Below are 13,019 nucleotides of genomic sequence, written 5' to 3'. Positions count from 1 at the left end.
GTTTGGAACAGAAACCACCACCCTCATAATAAATTCACAAAGATTTACCTGACCATTTTGTTTTCCAACACTATTAGACATTTATAAATAAGTTGTCTTTTATTGTACACTCGTTCAGTCTACCCCTTTTTATTGCTTGTCTATCATATCAACTTTCCCTTGATTCTGGAATTCCTATTGTGAATATACTCCTATATCACTAGAAAACTTCACAAATCAACAAATTTATCGTTGAAACGCTATAATAAAAATACATAGCTCTAAAAGCATTTTTACTATGTCTGCGCATTGTTATAAAAGTAATTAAAAGACTAGTGATCATCAAGGAATACATTAAAAAATGCTCTAATAGAAAATTAACTTAACTTTGGGGGAATTACATATGGATATCAAAAATACATTACAATCATTTTCCACTATGACACATTCAGCACGACAAGAATTTATGTTGCTAAAGGGCGATTGGTTGTTACAAGAAATGTTAACGCACATCGGTTCACCAGATGCCGAATTACGAGACAAATTAATTTATCGTACTTTTATTGATATACTTAGCTACAATTTACTGAGCACCGAACAGCTACAATATTTATTTGATACTGTAATAGGCGACGATTTTTTATATTTAAACATAGGTGAAGAATTGACAGATAGTGTCTTTACACGTTCGTTTTCAGCTTTACTTGTAGCCAGTATTCTCGCAAAAGATGCCGAACTATTAGTTTTAAACGATGAACGTCTACAAATTTTCTTTCATAAGATTGGTCGCTATTTATTATTAGAAAAAGATACAAGAGGTCATGTTCATGATAAAGGCTGGGCTCATAGCATTGCACATGGTGCAGATTTAGCTGCAATGATGATTAAACACCCTAAATTTGATTTACAGCATGCGCCTTTAATCTTGCATGCATTGAAACTTGTTACTTGGAAAGATACTGTCTTTGTCAACGATGAAGAGGAACGCTTAGTTAATATAATTGAAGCGTTACTAGCTCGTGACTACTCCGAGGAAGCATTAATAGAATTTGTCGAACAGGCATTTGATAAATTTGAAATGCATTTAGTGACCCAGGGCTATAACGAAGCCTTTTTTAGTGGACGTACATGTACATTAAATTTAATGAAAACATTGTATTTTGCCTTAAAGATGAATAACTTAGCTCCAAAACTTCAAAATACCATCTATGGACAAGTAGCGAAATGGCTAAAGCTCGGAGCTTAAAATTAATTTAATTGCGCCTAATAAAGGTAAATTTCATTTTCTCTCTACTTAGAACATTTATTTTCGTCTTCATAACCAAATTTAGCAAACCAAGGATATCCTTAGTTTGCTATTTTTACTTTTCAGATAAAACATTCTAAATACAATTTATGGAAACTTGTAATTATATTAACATAATTAATATTAGTTTCCGAAACACCACTTTCCATTCATCCCTTACATTGATAGTTTATCCTGATATATCCACAATTTCACTTTCCGTGTACTCGTCTTTTTTTAAAACGCAACAAAAAAGCATTCAACACCTTAACATAACGGCGATTTTATTACAAAATGACGTCTAAAATGTGAAATGATATTTTCACAAAAAAACTATTTACTTAGTTAAACACAAGAAACTCAGTATTTTCAACGTTTCAACAGTGTTTATTTAATTAAATGCAAAAATACTAATATTGAAATAACGATTTTTGTTCAAAAAATGTTCATATTCACCCCTAGTTTACTATTAAAAAAATAAAAAATAATTTTTTTTCTTTAAAACGGGGCGTATAATCCAATGTGCAACAACGACATTTGTGTCGATCGATTATGACACATTGTCTAGAAAATCGATTACACAGATTAATGATTTTGCGAACGCTTGCACTAGACCAATCAAATACTAGATTCAATGTTTCATATTGAACCATGCCATTGTAAGTATTTCTGATTATTTGATTGGTACAACAACTAAAAGAGGTGACCTCAATACCCACTATTTATAATTTCGAATCTATACAAAAATACATGAAATTTATGAATAGCCGTTTTATAGAAAGGAGTCAAACATGAAGAAAAAGTTAAGCTTAATGTTTGTTGCATTTGGAGCGCTTGCAATTCTTGCTGGTTGTGAACCCCTAACAATCTTTGATCCAAAAGGGCCAAATGCCAAAACATTATCAGACACAATTATTTTATCCATTATTACAATGGCCTTTATATTACTAGTCGTGTACGTGCTTTTAGCATTTATGCTAACAAAATACCGTGCTTCAAAAACACCTGCCGATTATGAGCCTCCTCACGAAGAGGGTAGTCATTTACTTGAAATTACATGGACAGTTATCCCTATTATCATCGTGGCATTCTTAGCAATTGTTACTGTAAGATCAACGAGTACAGTAGAGGCTCAACCAGCAGGTTATGACAATAAAGAGCCACTTGTTATTTACGCATCATCCTCTAACTGGAAATGGCATTTTAGCTATCCAGAGCAAGGGATTGAAACTGTAAACTATGTAAATATTCCTGTTGACCGTCCAATTGAGTTCAAACTTTACTCATTCGGACCAATCACAAGTTTCTGGATTCCTCAATTAGCTGGTCAAAAATACGCGATGAGTGACATGTTAACAACTATTCACCTTGCTGCAGATGAGGTTGGTTCATTTATGGGCCGTAACTCTAACTTTAGTGGTCGCGGATTTGCTGAAATGGAATTTGAAGCGCAATCTATGACACAAGAAGACTTCGACAAATGGGCTACTGATGTGAAAACAAAAGAAAAACCATTAACAGAAGAAAAATTTGATGAACTATTAAAAGCAGAACACGTTGGTCGTTCAAGCTATTCATCTACACACTTAGAATTTAGTCCAGCTCCAATGGAACACAGTGAACACATGAAAATGGGAGACATGGATCATAGTGAAATGAACCATGGGGATCATTCTGATTCACAAGAAAATTCTGAAGCAACACATTCACATTAATTTTTAAACCCGAAAGGAGCGCATCCAATGAGTATGGAAGAAGTATTCCATCCTATGCAAGAACCGATGATTTTAGCGGCAGCTATTAGTATCGTAGTTGGAGCAGTGGTTATCGTAGCTGGCCTTACGTATTTCAAAAAATGGGGCTATTTCTACAAAAACTGGCTATCAACTGTTGACCATAAAAAAATCGGTATTATGTATATCGCTACAGCACTTTTGATGCTATTCCGCGGCGGTATCGATGCATTGTTAATGCGTGCACAAACGGCAGTTCCTGATAACGGACTTCTTGATGCACAACACTATAATGAGATTTTCACAACACACGGTTTATTAATGATTTTATTCATGGCTATGCCATTCGTAATTGGTTTAATGAACATTGTTATCCCACTGCAAATTGGTGCACGTGACGTTGCCTTCCCACGTCTAAATGCAGTCAGCTTCTGGTTATTTGCAGCTGGTTGCGGTTTACTAAACCTATCATTTATCATTGGTGGTTCACCTGATGCTGGTTGGACAGCTTACTTCCCACTATCTGGGACAGAATTTAGTCCATCTGTTGGGAACAACTACTATTCTTTAGCTTTACAATTATCAGGGATTGGTACGTTAATGACTGGTGTTAACTTCATCGCAACAATCATTAAAATGCGTGCACCTGGTATGACACTAATGAAAATGCCAATGTTCACTTGGTCAATTTTAATTACAAACATTATTATCGTATTTGCATTCCCAGTGTTAACTGTTGCACTTGCATTAATGATGTTAGACCGTCAATTTGGCACACAATTCTTTGCAATGCAAAATGGTGGTATGGATATGCTTTGGGCCAACCTATTCTGGGTTTGGGGACATCCTGAGGTTTATATCGTTATCCTACCTGCTTTCGGTATTTTCTCTGAAATCATTGCGACATTTGCACGTAAAAACTTATACGGCTATAAATCAATGGTTATGAGTATGGTCGTTATTTCGTTACTATCATTCGTAGTATGGGCCCACCACTTCTATACAATGGGTCACGGTGTAATGGTAAACAGCGTATTCTCTATTACAACAATGGCAATCGCTGTTCCGACAGGGGTTAAAATATTTAACTGGTTGCTCACAATGAGACACGGTAAAATTCAATTTACAACTCCTATGCTTTATGCACTTGGCTTTATTCCAATCTTCACAATTGGTGGGGTTACAGGGGTAATGCTAGCAATGGCAAGTGCTGACTATCAATATCATAATACGATGTTCTTAGTTGCCCACTTCCACTATGTATTAATTCCAGGTACAGTATTCGGTGTACTTGCAGGTTACCACTACTGGTGGCCAAAAATGTTCGGTTTCCGTTTGAATGAAAAACTAGGAAAAACTGCTTTCTGGTTCATCGCAATATGCTTTAACGTAACTTTCTTCCCTCTATTCATTTTAGGTTTAGATGGTTACGCTCGTCGTATGTACACTTACTCTGCTTCAACTGGCTACGGTCCATTGAACATGCTATCGTTCATCGGTGGTATTGGTCTTGCTGTCGGCTTTGCGTTAATCGTATATAACATTTACTACAGCTGGAAACATATGCCGCGTAATGAAAAAGCAGATGTTTGGGATGGTCGTACACTAGAATGGGCTACTCATTCTCCAGTACCAGAATATAACTTTGCAGTAGTTCCAACTGTTACACGTTTAGATGAATTCTGGTTCGCGAAAAAAGAAGGTCGCGATATTACAGCAGGTAAAATTGAAAAAATTCACATGCCTAACAACACTGGCACACCATTCTGGATGAGTGGATTCTTCTTCCTTGCAGCATTCTTTGCTGTATTTAATCTATGGGTTCCAGCCATCATTAGTATGATTGGTGTATTTGGCTTTATGATTCATCGTTCATTTGAAAAAGATCATGGTCGTTACATTTCAGTTGAAGAAGTTATGGCAACTGAGAAAAGTTTGAGAGGTGATAAATAATATGAAAATCGATTCTTCACTTCCATTAGAATATAGTACAGAGGAAAATCGCCTGAAAATTTTCGGTTTCTGGATTTTCCTTGGCGCCGAAATCGTATTATTCGCCACACTATTTACAGTGTATTTCACTCTTAATACACGTACAGGTAGTGGCCCAAGTGGCGCTGAAATTTTTGAATTAACACCAGTATTATGGGAAACTTTCTTATTGTTAACAAGTAGTTTCACAATTGGTCTTGGTGTTCATGCAATGCGCATTGGCAATAAAAAAGCAATGATGGCATTTTTCATCATCACACTTCTATTAGGTCTTGGCTTCTTAGGCATTGAGATCGATGAATTTGTCACATATGTTGATGAAGGTGCAACAATTCAAACAAGTGCATTCTTATCTGCATTAATGACTTTACTTGGTACGCACGGTGCCCACGTAACATTCGGTTTCTTCTGGGGCGTTGCAATTTTAATCCAAGTAGCAAGCCGTGGCTTAAATCCACAAACTGCTAACAAAGCGTTCATCTTCTCACTGTACTGGCACTTCCTAGACGTTGTTTGGATTTTCATCTTCAGCTTCGTCTACTTGAAAGGACTGATTAGCTGATGAAGGAATTATTCCCAAAACAACATGTGATGGGCTTCGGCTTCTCACTATTACTAACAGTTGTAGCTTTATCTGTTGTTAAATTTGATATGTCATTTAACATGGCATTTGGTGTTTTACTAGTGACTGCTCTTGCACAAGCAACTGTACAATTAGTATTATTCATGCACATCGGTGAATCTGAAGACAAGAAAACGTTATATACAACGATTTTATACTCAGTATTCGTAGGTGTTGTTACAATCCTAGGTACATTATTCGCAATGATCTGGGGCTATAATTGATAAATAGAGCCGAGAAAATGACATCATTTTCTCGGCTTTTTCTTTTTGTAAATATTTTTATTTCAATATCGAAAATAGACTCCACTCAAAATCGAACAACACTCCCCCTACTCTTCTTATGTGCAAACATAGCAATCACTGATTTTTTAAAAGTTGTATAAGCAATCAACAGAACGGCTTTTCAGGCTCAGCAATGTCCGTCTACAAAAGCTACTAACTGTCATACTCCCTTGCTGCAACGTAAAATCATTAGAATCCTCTAGCCAACAACTAATCTACTAGTGTGATAGTTTATTGTCTTAACACCATTGCGATATTTTACAATAACTAACAACAGATTTATTGATCATCGATTAATATTCATGCCCAATTTTCTTGCGACTCATCATGAGCAAGAAGGCTTATAAATTTTGACATACGTTGGGCATTTACTATTATTTTAAAATCGAATTGGTACTGTTTTTTAAATAATGAAACTTTTGCTTTTATACTAATGTATACTAGTAGTTGATGTTTTTACCAAGAATAGGAGATGAAAGTAATGAACAAATTTTTTAAAGTTTTAAGTGTTGGGGCACTAGCACTGACGCTAGCAGCTTGTAACAGTAGCGCTACCCCAAAGAAAGACACAACTAATACAAGTAAACTCACTTTAGAGCAGGTGTATGAAAAAGCAGTAGAGCGCCAAGCTGACATTAAAAGCACGAGTGCAAAAATGGAGATGACTCAAGAATCCAAAGTTGGATCAGGTGAACAATCTATGGAGTTTACCATCGATTCAAAAATGGATATGGATGTAGTTACCGATCCAATTGCTATGCACTTATCAGGTTCAATGACAATGCCAGATATGGCTAGTGAAGGTCAAAAAAATACGGAAATGCCGATTGATATGTACATGAAGAAAGACCAAGGCTTTTTCATGAAGAATGCAGATACTAACGCTTGGTACAAATTGCCAGACGCGCAATTTGATACAATGATGGAACAAACTGCATCATCTGCAGATGCTAAGGCACAATTAGAACAGCTTAAAAACTTTATCAAAGATTTCAAATTCGAACAAACAGATGATTCATATATCTTAACTTTAGACGCTAAGGGCGATAAATTTAAAGAACTTATCGATTCTGAAATTAACAAATCAATGAAAGATATGGGTCTTGAAGAAAATCCACTTGATAACTTAACAATCGATAAAATACACTACATTCTACAAATCGATAAAAAGACTTTCGATACAAATAAAATGGATATGAATTTCGATTTGAAAATGAAAGTTGAAGATCAAGAACTATCAATGAAAACAAAATCAGTTGTGACGTACACTGATTTCAATCACCTAAAAACAATTGACATCCCACAAGAAATTATCGATAAAGCGCAATCTATTGCACAGTAATCAATAATGTGACTGTATAAAAAAAGGAATCTGCATACTTTAATGTACGCAGATTCTTTTTTTCTTTGGGTACCACTTCAATTAGAAATCGCATTTAGCATATCAGGTGATTCACTATGCACCTGAATCAACCACTTCACTTACGGAAATCGCCCTCATTTAAGCTTAACAACATTCACAAGGATTTCCTTGACCATTTTGTTTTCAATTCTAATGACCTCTACTTATCCATAGAATACGCTTTACGTATTTACTTCATTGATATGCTTTAGCCTCTATTGAATAATGAAGTAATCCTTCAAAATCCTTCATTTCTGAATTAAAATTGTTATACGTATAGTCATAATTCATTCCCAGTTTATCTACAATTCGTAAAGATGCCACATTTTCAGGATGAATAACAGCAATAACTTTAAATAAACCAATCTTATTAAACGCATATTTCAGTAAAGCTTGTGCCGCTTCAGACGCAATCCCTTGCCCTCTATAAGCTTCCGAAATACCATAATATATTTCGATCTCAGTTTCTTTTACATCATCTGGACCAAGGCCACAATAGCCAATTAACGTTTGGCTTTCCCTATCTACAATGGCTAGATTAAGCTTATGTATTTTAGTAGGCGTGTTTTTTTTGTTACATTGAATGGACCACTCTATTGTTCGCTGAACATCTTCACGGCTAGGCACATCCTCTGGGATAAATTGATAAAAATTAGGCTCAGAAACGACTGCATATAATGCATCCAAATCAGTTAGAGCATATGGACGAATTACTAGTCTCTCAGTTTCAATATATAGATTTAAAAACATAATGATTACTCCTTAACAATAATAATTTAAAAGATCGTCCAGTCTTTCATGTACATATACTAGTCCCAATAATTCTTCATTAAATCAGTTGCCCAACGTGGCTGTTTTATCTCACCTTTTGGTAAAAACTCTTTCATTACAGGTTTTATATCAATGATTGGTGTTCCATCAATAGCATCTAAACCTTTAACGATTAATGTTCTATCCTTTAACTCTAGTAATTCTACAACCGTTACACCTAGTTTATTAGGTCTATTTTTACCTCTTTGTGCAAAAATGCCGACTTCCGGATAGTCCGTATTATTTCTTGGATATCTTGCTTCATATTGGATTTTTTCATCTGCAACTTTGTCAAAATAAAAAATTATTTCTAAATGAGAAAAATCATCAATCCCTTTTAAAGAAGATTCATGAATATCTTTTGTTAATGCAATAGTAGAAATGACGTCACCCCAATTGTCGTCTTCAATCATTTCTCGACTATTGCTCACTACAGCGATTGGTTTAATGTTATAGATCATATAAAGACCTCTTCTCTTCGTTGATTTCTTCATGCACATTTCCGTTTAATCTCAGTATACTTCAGTTATCACAGGTGTCAATTTATGACAACTCACTTATAATTTCAAAGCTCATCACCATACGTGTGGTTGATTTCCGCTCCCTGGGCGCTTTCCTGGGAGCGTTTGATGAGCCATTTTCAAAGAAATTTCACCAACTTAATAGAGAACCCAACATAATTGTCTCCCCTGCAGCAAATGCGCCAAAGAATCTCTGAAATGCATATATTCACTGTTCTTTTTTGTTTTATTTTTTGTAAAAATAAAATATATGAAAATGTTACAAGGAGTATGATATGGTATATTATCTACAATGAAATTTTAGAAGGTGGAAAACATGCTAGAAGTAAGTGAAAGTAAGTTATTACAATATATTTTACATTTTATTGACGATACACTCGTTTTAGGTGAGGAATCATTATCACAACCAGAAGTCATGCTAGAGGCAGCTTTTACACAGCTAGCGTTTAGCAAAATCGATTTAGAGCAGCAATTCGAATTTTTTCATGAAACAGACGTTGGGTTAAACGAGGTGTACACATATGTAAGGGCAATATTTGCTCAGGAGACTAGTTTCCATGAACAATCAATAAACATCGCTAAACACTTACATAGTGTATCTCAACACCCTAACATTAAAAGCGGCGAATTGTTTATTGGACTATTTGACAATTGTTTTCTAGCTACCGAAGCTAAAAAAATAATTGCTATTGTTAAAATTGATGAAAAGGAAATGTTTTTAGATGTAAAAAACGACCACAACAAAATGGTCGTCAACGGCATTGATGGAATTAATGTAAAGAAAATTAATAACATGGCCATCATTGTAGATATGGGGACGGATAAGGCACCTGCTGTCTTTATGAAAACGAAAAGGAAAGAAGATATTGTCTACTGGCAAGAACGATTTTTAAAGATTAAAGCAGCTGATGAACATTATTACAAAACGAATTTAGCATTAACAGAATGCAAAAAATATATTTTAAAGGAAGAGAGCTTTACCAATACTGAGAAACTGGGGCTTTTAAACAAAACGCTTGATTACTTTAGAAATGAAGATGAATTTCAAGTAAATGATTATATCGAAACGGTGTTTGAAAATGCGGAGCCAACACAAAAAGATATTATAATAAATTCGGTAAAACCTTATGAAACCGTTATTTCTGAGAGCGCACTTGAAAAGGCTGAAAAAAAATATAAACGTAAAATTAAACTCGATTCTAATATTGAGATCCAGGTGAACGTACAGGATATCGACCAAGTGGATGAACTCATCGAAGTAGGATACGATGAATCTACAAATCGAAAATTCTATAAGATTTATTTCCAGGAAGAACTATAATTAAATTCTAAGAGACTTTCCTAGTTTTTAAGGGAAGTCTCTTTTTTAGCTCATCACCATAACGTGGTTAATTTCCGTTCCGACTGAGCGCTTTCCTAGAGGGCGTCGGGGCAACAAATGTTTTTTGTGCGAAAGCGTAGTACTAACGTAGCGGCAGCAACAAGGTTTTGTCTGTGCGAAAGCGTAGTGCTAACGTAGCGGCAGCAACAAGGTTTTGTCTGTGCGAAAGCGAAGCGCCAGCAACAACAGGATGCCACGAAGGCGTTTTCACAGGACGTGATGGTTTTAGCCTTCGTTCCTCTATTGCTGTCCCCAAAGAGTCGTCTAGTCTCCATCCCAATCAACTTATATAAATGCATACGTCATCTACAACTTTTGGTGATGAGCCTTTTTTTTCAATCTATATCTTTATACGGTCGACAATAATATTAATAAACCATTCCCTTTAAATATCTAGCAAGTTGCAACTTTAAAACATCTTCAGGATTATTAAATATCACCTATACACCAAATTTGTTAATGCGTTACAATTCAGTTAAATAATTTTATTAAATAGGAGGATCTTTTTAATATGTCCTATATAAACGATTTACAATATTATATTGATAGTGCTTCAATCGGGATTTTACTCGAACTTCTTTTAGTGACAACTTGTATTTCAACTATTATTTATTTAGTAACTAAAAACCAATATATTTCGTACTTATCGTCTGCACCAATATTTTATTTTCTTTCGATAATTTTGTACCACAATTCGCACTTCATTCTGCTTGTCTTAGCAATGACAGTACAAGCCTTAGTTATTTTATTTATCCAAAAGAAGAACCTACTAAAGATAATTACAATGAAAGACAAAGCTCACGACAGTATATAAGATGATAGAATAAAGGACTTGTTTTTATGATATATCAACAAGTCCTTTTAACCTTAAAAAATACCACCTTAAACTCTTCCACATGTTAATGCTCTGGCCCAATCAGATCTATTTTGATCTTCGCTTCGTTTAATAACTTCCGTAGTATCATAAGGGATGCTCAACTGCTCAATAATCCATTCACCATTCCGTTTTTCTACAACTGTATAGTTCGCAAATGGCGTGCCTGATTCAATCTTATAATAAAACGGTTCGACTTCTTCATAAGCCGGCAAACCGACACTGCCCGGGTTAATAATGATTTTGTTGTTAGGTAAATTAACAATCGTTGGTAAATGGGAGTGACCACAAAAAATAATATTTTGAGGAATATCTTTTACTAAATTCATTATTTCCTCTGCCTGTTTTAAAGTAACACCATTTGGAGTAATTTCATTCAACATATACAGCTCATCATTTTCAGGTGAAGCATGACAAAAGTAAAAATCATCTGTCTGAATCGAAAATGGAAGATTACATAGCCAGCTTTTATGTTCTTCCGTGAGCATGTCTAATACATATTGAACGGTCGGACTTTCCGATGAAGACTGTAATAATATACGATCACAATTTCCACTTACACTTTTAATATCTGTACTCTTTATCATTTCATATGTTTCTAATGGGAATAACGGTCCGTAAAGAGTATCGCCTAAATTATAAACTTTATCGATACTTCTATATTTTATATCCTCTAACACTGCTCTTAATGCATCTTTATTTCCATGAATATCTGATATAACAGCTATTTTCACTATATCCTCACCTTAATTAGTTTTACATTTCTGGAGCTTCTACACCGAAATTTGACCACTCCTCTTAAGCTGGACCATAAATGCCTGGAACAGATACAGATTAGTAGAGTTTATCAATATATTTATTTAATTCTTCTTGATTAACCTGTCCTTCTATCGTGTATTTCAATATACCTTTAGTATCAAATATAAAAGTAGTTGGATAAGCCAATATTCCAAATGATTTTTGAAGTGTACCATCTAAATCAAGAAATATAGGGAAATTCAAATTGTATGACTCTTGAAATTTCATGGCATTTTCAATACTATCTTTAGAAGTTGCATTGATCGCTAACAGCTCAACATTTTCAGATTTATTGTTATAAAAATTTCTTAATTCAGAAGCCTCTTCTTGACAAGGCCCGCACCAAGATGCCCAAAAGTTAACGATTAGGACCTTTCCATTGTATTCTTTAAATAGTGTTGATGATTCGTCTAATCGAGTTAGCTTTGCATCAAAAACAAGCTGTTTTGTTCCATCTTCATTTTCTACTATCGGATTAACTGTTGCTTCTTTTATGAATACATTTTTAAAAATAATTCCTATAAGTAATACGACTAACAAAGCTGAGAAATATAAACCAAAACGCTTTTTAAACTGCATAAATGATCACCTAAATTACCCCTTTTTAAATATCTAAACGTATTTATATCGAATTTTGATAAGCTAACATTAATTTTTCTTTGGCTTTCTGACCTGCTACTCCTGTTTTTAATAATTCATCAGATGTTTGATGATCTAAAGTTTTAGTAAATTGGTTTAATAGGTTGTCTCTCAGAACATCTAACATCTCTCCTGTGCTTTGATCTGTATCTTGTCCCTTTGGTAATCTAGTTTCTTTAATCATTACTCTTTCCCCATCTAATTTAGTTACATACATGACGAATATAACCACCTTCTCTTTTAATTTCATATTTCGCTTTTGCCTGTTTATTTTTATCTAAAAATAAATCTGGAGATAGTCTATTTAATTCATCTTTTTTAATCGTATTTATGTAATTATTATTTGTAAATCGGATCCTCATTCTATTGCCCTCTTTCATTAGTTTTTTCGGCATTCAATGAATACTGCTCTTTTTTTGCAATTTTTTTTTCCATTATATAAGCTAATTACCATTTTAACCAATTTTATTTATTCGGTCTACTCTCTATAAATCGTATTTAGCTATCCCCTTTTATATCCATTGCAGTCTTGCAAGATCACATTTTTTGGCTACAAAAATCCTTTCGAACAAATCAGTAGTGATTCTCATATTGATATTACGAAGATTATCTAGACGTTTTCCCTTTATAACAAGTTTGTTTATGCGCGATCCATATGATTTAAAAATTTTCCACATAAAAGTTGACTCTCGAATTTGT

At 34.3% G+C, this 13,019-nt stretch carries 14 protein-coding genes; 8 read left to right on the top strand and 6 right to left on the bottom strand.

Going from position 1 to position 13,019, the window contains the following annotated elements; genetic code table 11:
• Positions 1–382 precede the first annotated feature (382 nt).
• From ACQKOF_RS18690 to ACQKOF_RS18665, 6 genes are all read left to right on the top strand, one after another.
• Positions 383–1,225, top strand: coding sequence for a DUF2785 domain-containing protein (locus tag ACQKOF_RS18690; protein WP_427560213.1), 843 nt, complete (start codon positions 383–385; stop codon positions 1,223–1,225).
• An 830-nt stretch (positions 1,226–2,055) separates the two neighbouring features.
• The gene (gene qoxA / locus ACQKOF_RS18685; RefSeq protein ID WP_427560210.1) at positions 2,056–2,979 is read left to right on the top strand and encodes a cytochrome aa3 quinol oxidase subunit II; all 924 of its coding nucleotides are present in this window, start codon (positions 2,056–2,058) and stop codon (positions 2,977–2,979) included.
• Positions 2,980–3,006: 27 nt separating this feature from the next.
• Entirely contained in the window at positions 3,007–4,950 is a 1,944-nt protein-coding gene (gene qoxB, locus ACQKOF_RS18680; protein ID WP_427560207.1) for a cytochrome aa3 quinol oxidase subunit I, read from the top strand.
• A 1-nt stretch (position 4,951) separates the two neighbouring features.
• The gene (gene qoxC, locus ACQKOF_RS18675; RefSeq protein ID WP_427414398.1) at positions 4,952–5,551 is read left to right on the top strand and encodes a cytochrome aa3 quinol oxidase subunit III; all 600 of its coding nucleotides are present in this window, start codon (positions 4,952–4,954) and stop codon (positions 5,549–5,551) included.
• Positions 5,551–5,835, top strand: coding sequence for a cytochrome aa3 quinol oxidase subunit IV (gene qoxD / locus ACQKOF_RS18670; protein ID WP_370041694.1), 285 nt, complete (start codon positions 5,551–5,553; stop codon positions 5,833–5,835). The genes qoxC and qoxD overlap by 1 nt, the downstream gene beginning before the upstream one ends.
• Positions 5,836–6,376: 541 nt before the next feature.
• Entirely contained in the window at positions 6,377–7,237 is an 861-nt protein-coding gene (locus ACQKOF_RS18665) for a DUF6612 family protein (RefSeq protein WP_427560204.1), read from the top strand.
• Between the two features lie 255 nt (positions 7,238–7,492).
• On the opposite strand, the gene ACQKOF_RS18660 is transcribed toward ACQKOF_RS18665, so the two are convergent.
• Positions 7,493–8,047, bottom strand: coding sequence for a GNAT family N-acetyltransferase (locus tag ACQKOF_RS18660; RefSeq protein WP_427560201.1), 555 nt, complete (start codon positions 8,045–8,047; stop codon positions 7,493–7,495).
• Between the two features lie 59 nt (positions 8,048–8,106).
• Positions 8,107–8,568 carry an SAM-dependent methyltransferase gene (locus tag ACQKOF_RS18655; protein ID WP_427560198.1) on the bottom strand — a complete coding sequence of 154 codons (462 nt, stop codon included), beginning with the start codon at positions 8,566–8,568 and terminating at the stop codon, positions 8,107–8,109.
• Between the two features lie 376 nt (positions 8,569–8,944).
• Here ACQKOF_RS18655 and ACQKOF_RS18650 point away from each other — a divergent pair, with 376 nt between their 5' ends.
• Complete coding sequence (locus ACQKOF_RS18650; protein WP_427560195.1) at positions 8,945–9,949, top strand: hypothetical protein; 1,005 nt, start codon at positions 8,945–8,947, stop codon at positions 9,947–9,949.
• A 571-nt stretch (positions 9,950–10,520) separates the two neighbouring features.
• On the top strand, positions 10,521–10,823 hold the full coding sequence (locus ACQKOF_RS18645) for a hypothetical protein (protein ID WP_370041678.1): 303 nt from the start codon (positions 10,521–10,523) through the stop codon (positions 10,821–10,823).
• A 68-nt stretch (positions 10,824–10,891) separates the two neighbouring features.
• Here ACQKOF_RS18645 and ACQKOF_RS18640 read toward each other — a convergent pair whose 3' ends face one another.
• From ACQKOF_RS18640 to ACQKOF_RS18625, 4 genes are all read right to left on the bottom strand, one after another.
• Entirely contained in the window at positions 10,892–11,617 is a 726-nt protein-coding gene (locus ACQKOF_RS18640) for a metallophosphoesterase family protein (RefSeq protein ID WP_427560192.1), read from the bottom strand.
• Between the two features lie 100 nt (positions 11,618–11,717).
• Entirely contained in the window at positions 11,718–12,260 is a 543-nt protein-coding gene (locus ACQKOF_RS18635) for a TlpA family protein disulfide reductase (RefSeq protein ID WP_427560189.1), read from the bottom strand.
• 43 nt (positions 12,261–12,303) lie between these two features.
• A complete protein-coding gene (locus tag ACQKOF_RS18630) occupies positions 12,304–12,537 on the bottom strand; it encodes a hypothetical protein (RefSeq protein ID WP_427560186.1) in 234 nt (77 codons plus the stop codon).
• The gene (locus ACQKOF_RS18625) at positions 12,524–12,682 is read right to left on the bottom strand and encodes a hypothetical protein (RefSeq protein ID WP_427560183.1); all 159 of its coding nucleotides are present in this window, start codon (positions 12,680–12,682) and stop codon (positions 12,524–12,526) included. Before ACQKOF_RS18625 ends, ACQKOF_RS18630 begins: the two co-directional genes overlap by 14 nt.
• Between the last annotated feature and the right edge of the window lie 337 nt (positions 12,683–13,019).

This window comes from Lysinibacillus sp. NPDC093190 (assembly GCF_050280425.1).
GTDB lineage: Bacteria > Bacillota > Bacilli > Bacillales_A > Planococcaceae > Lysinibacillus.
This window is presented reverse-complemented; position numbering and strand designations above follow the sequence as displayed.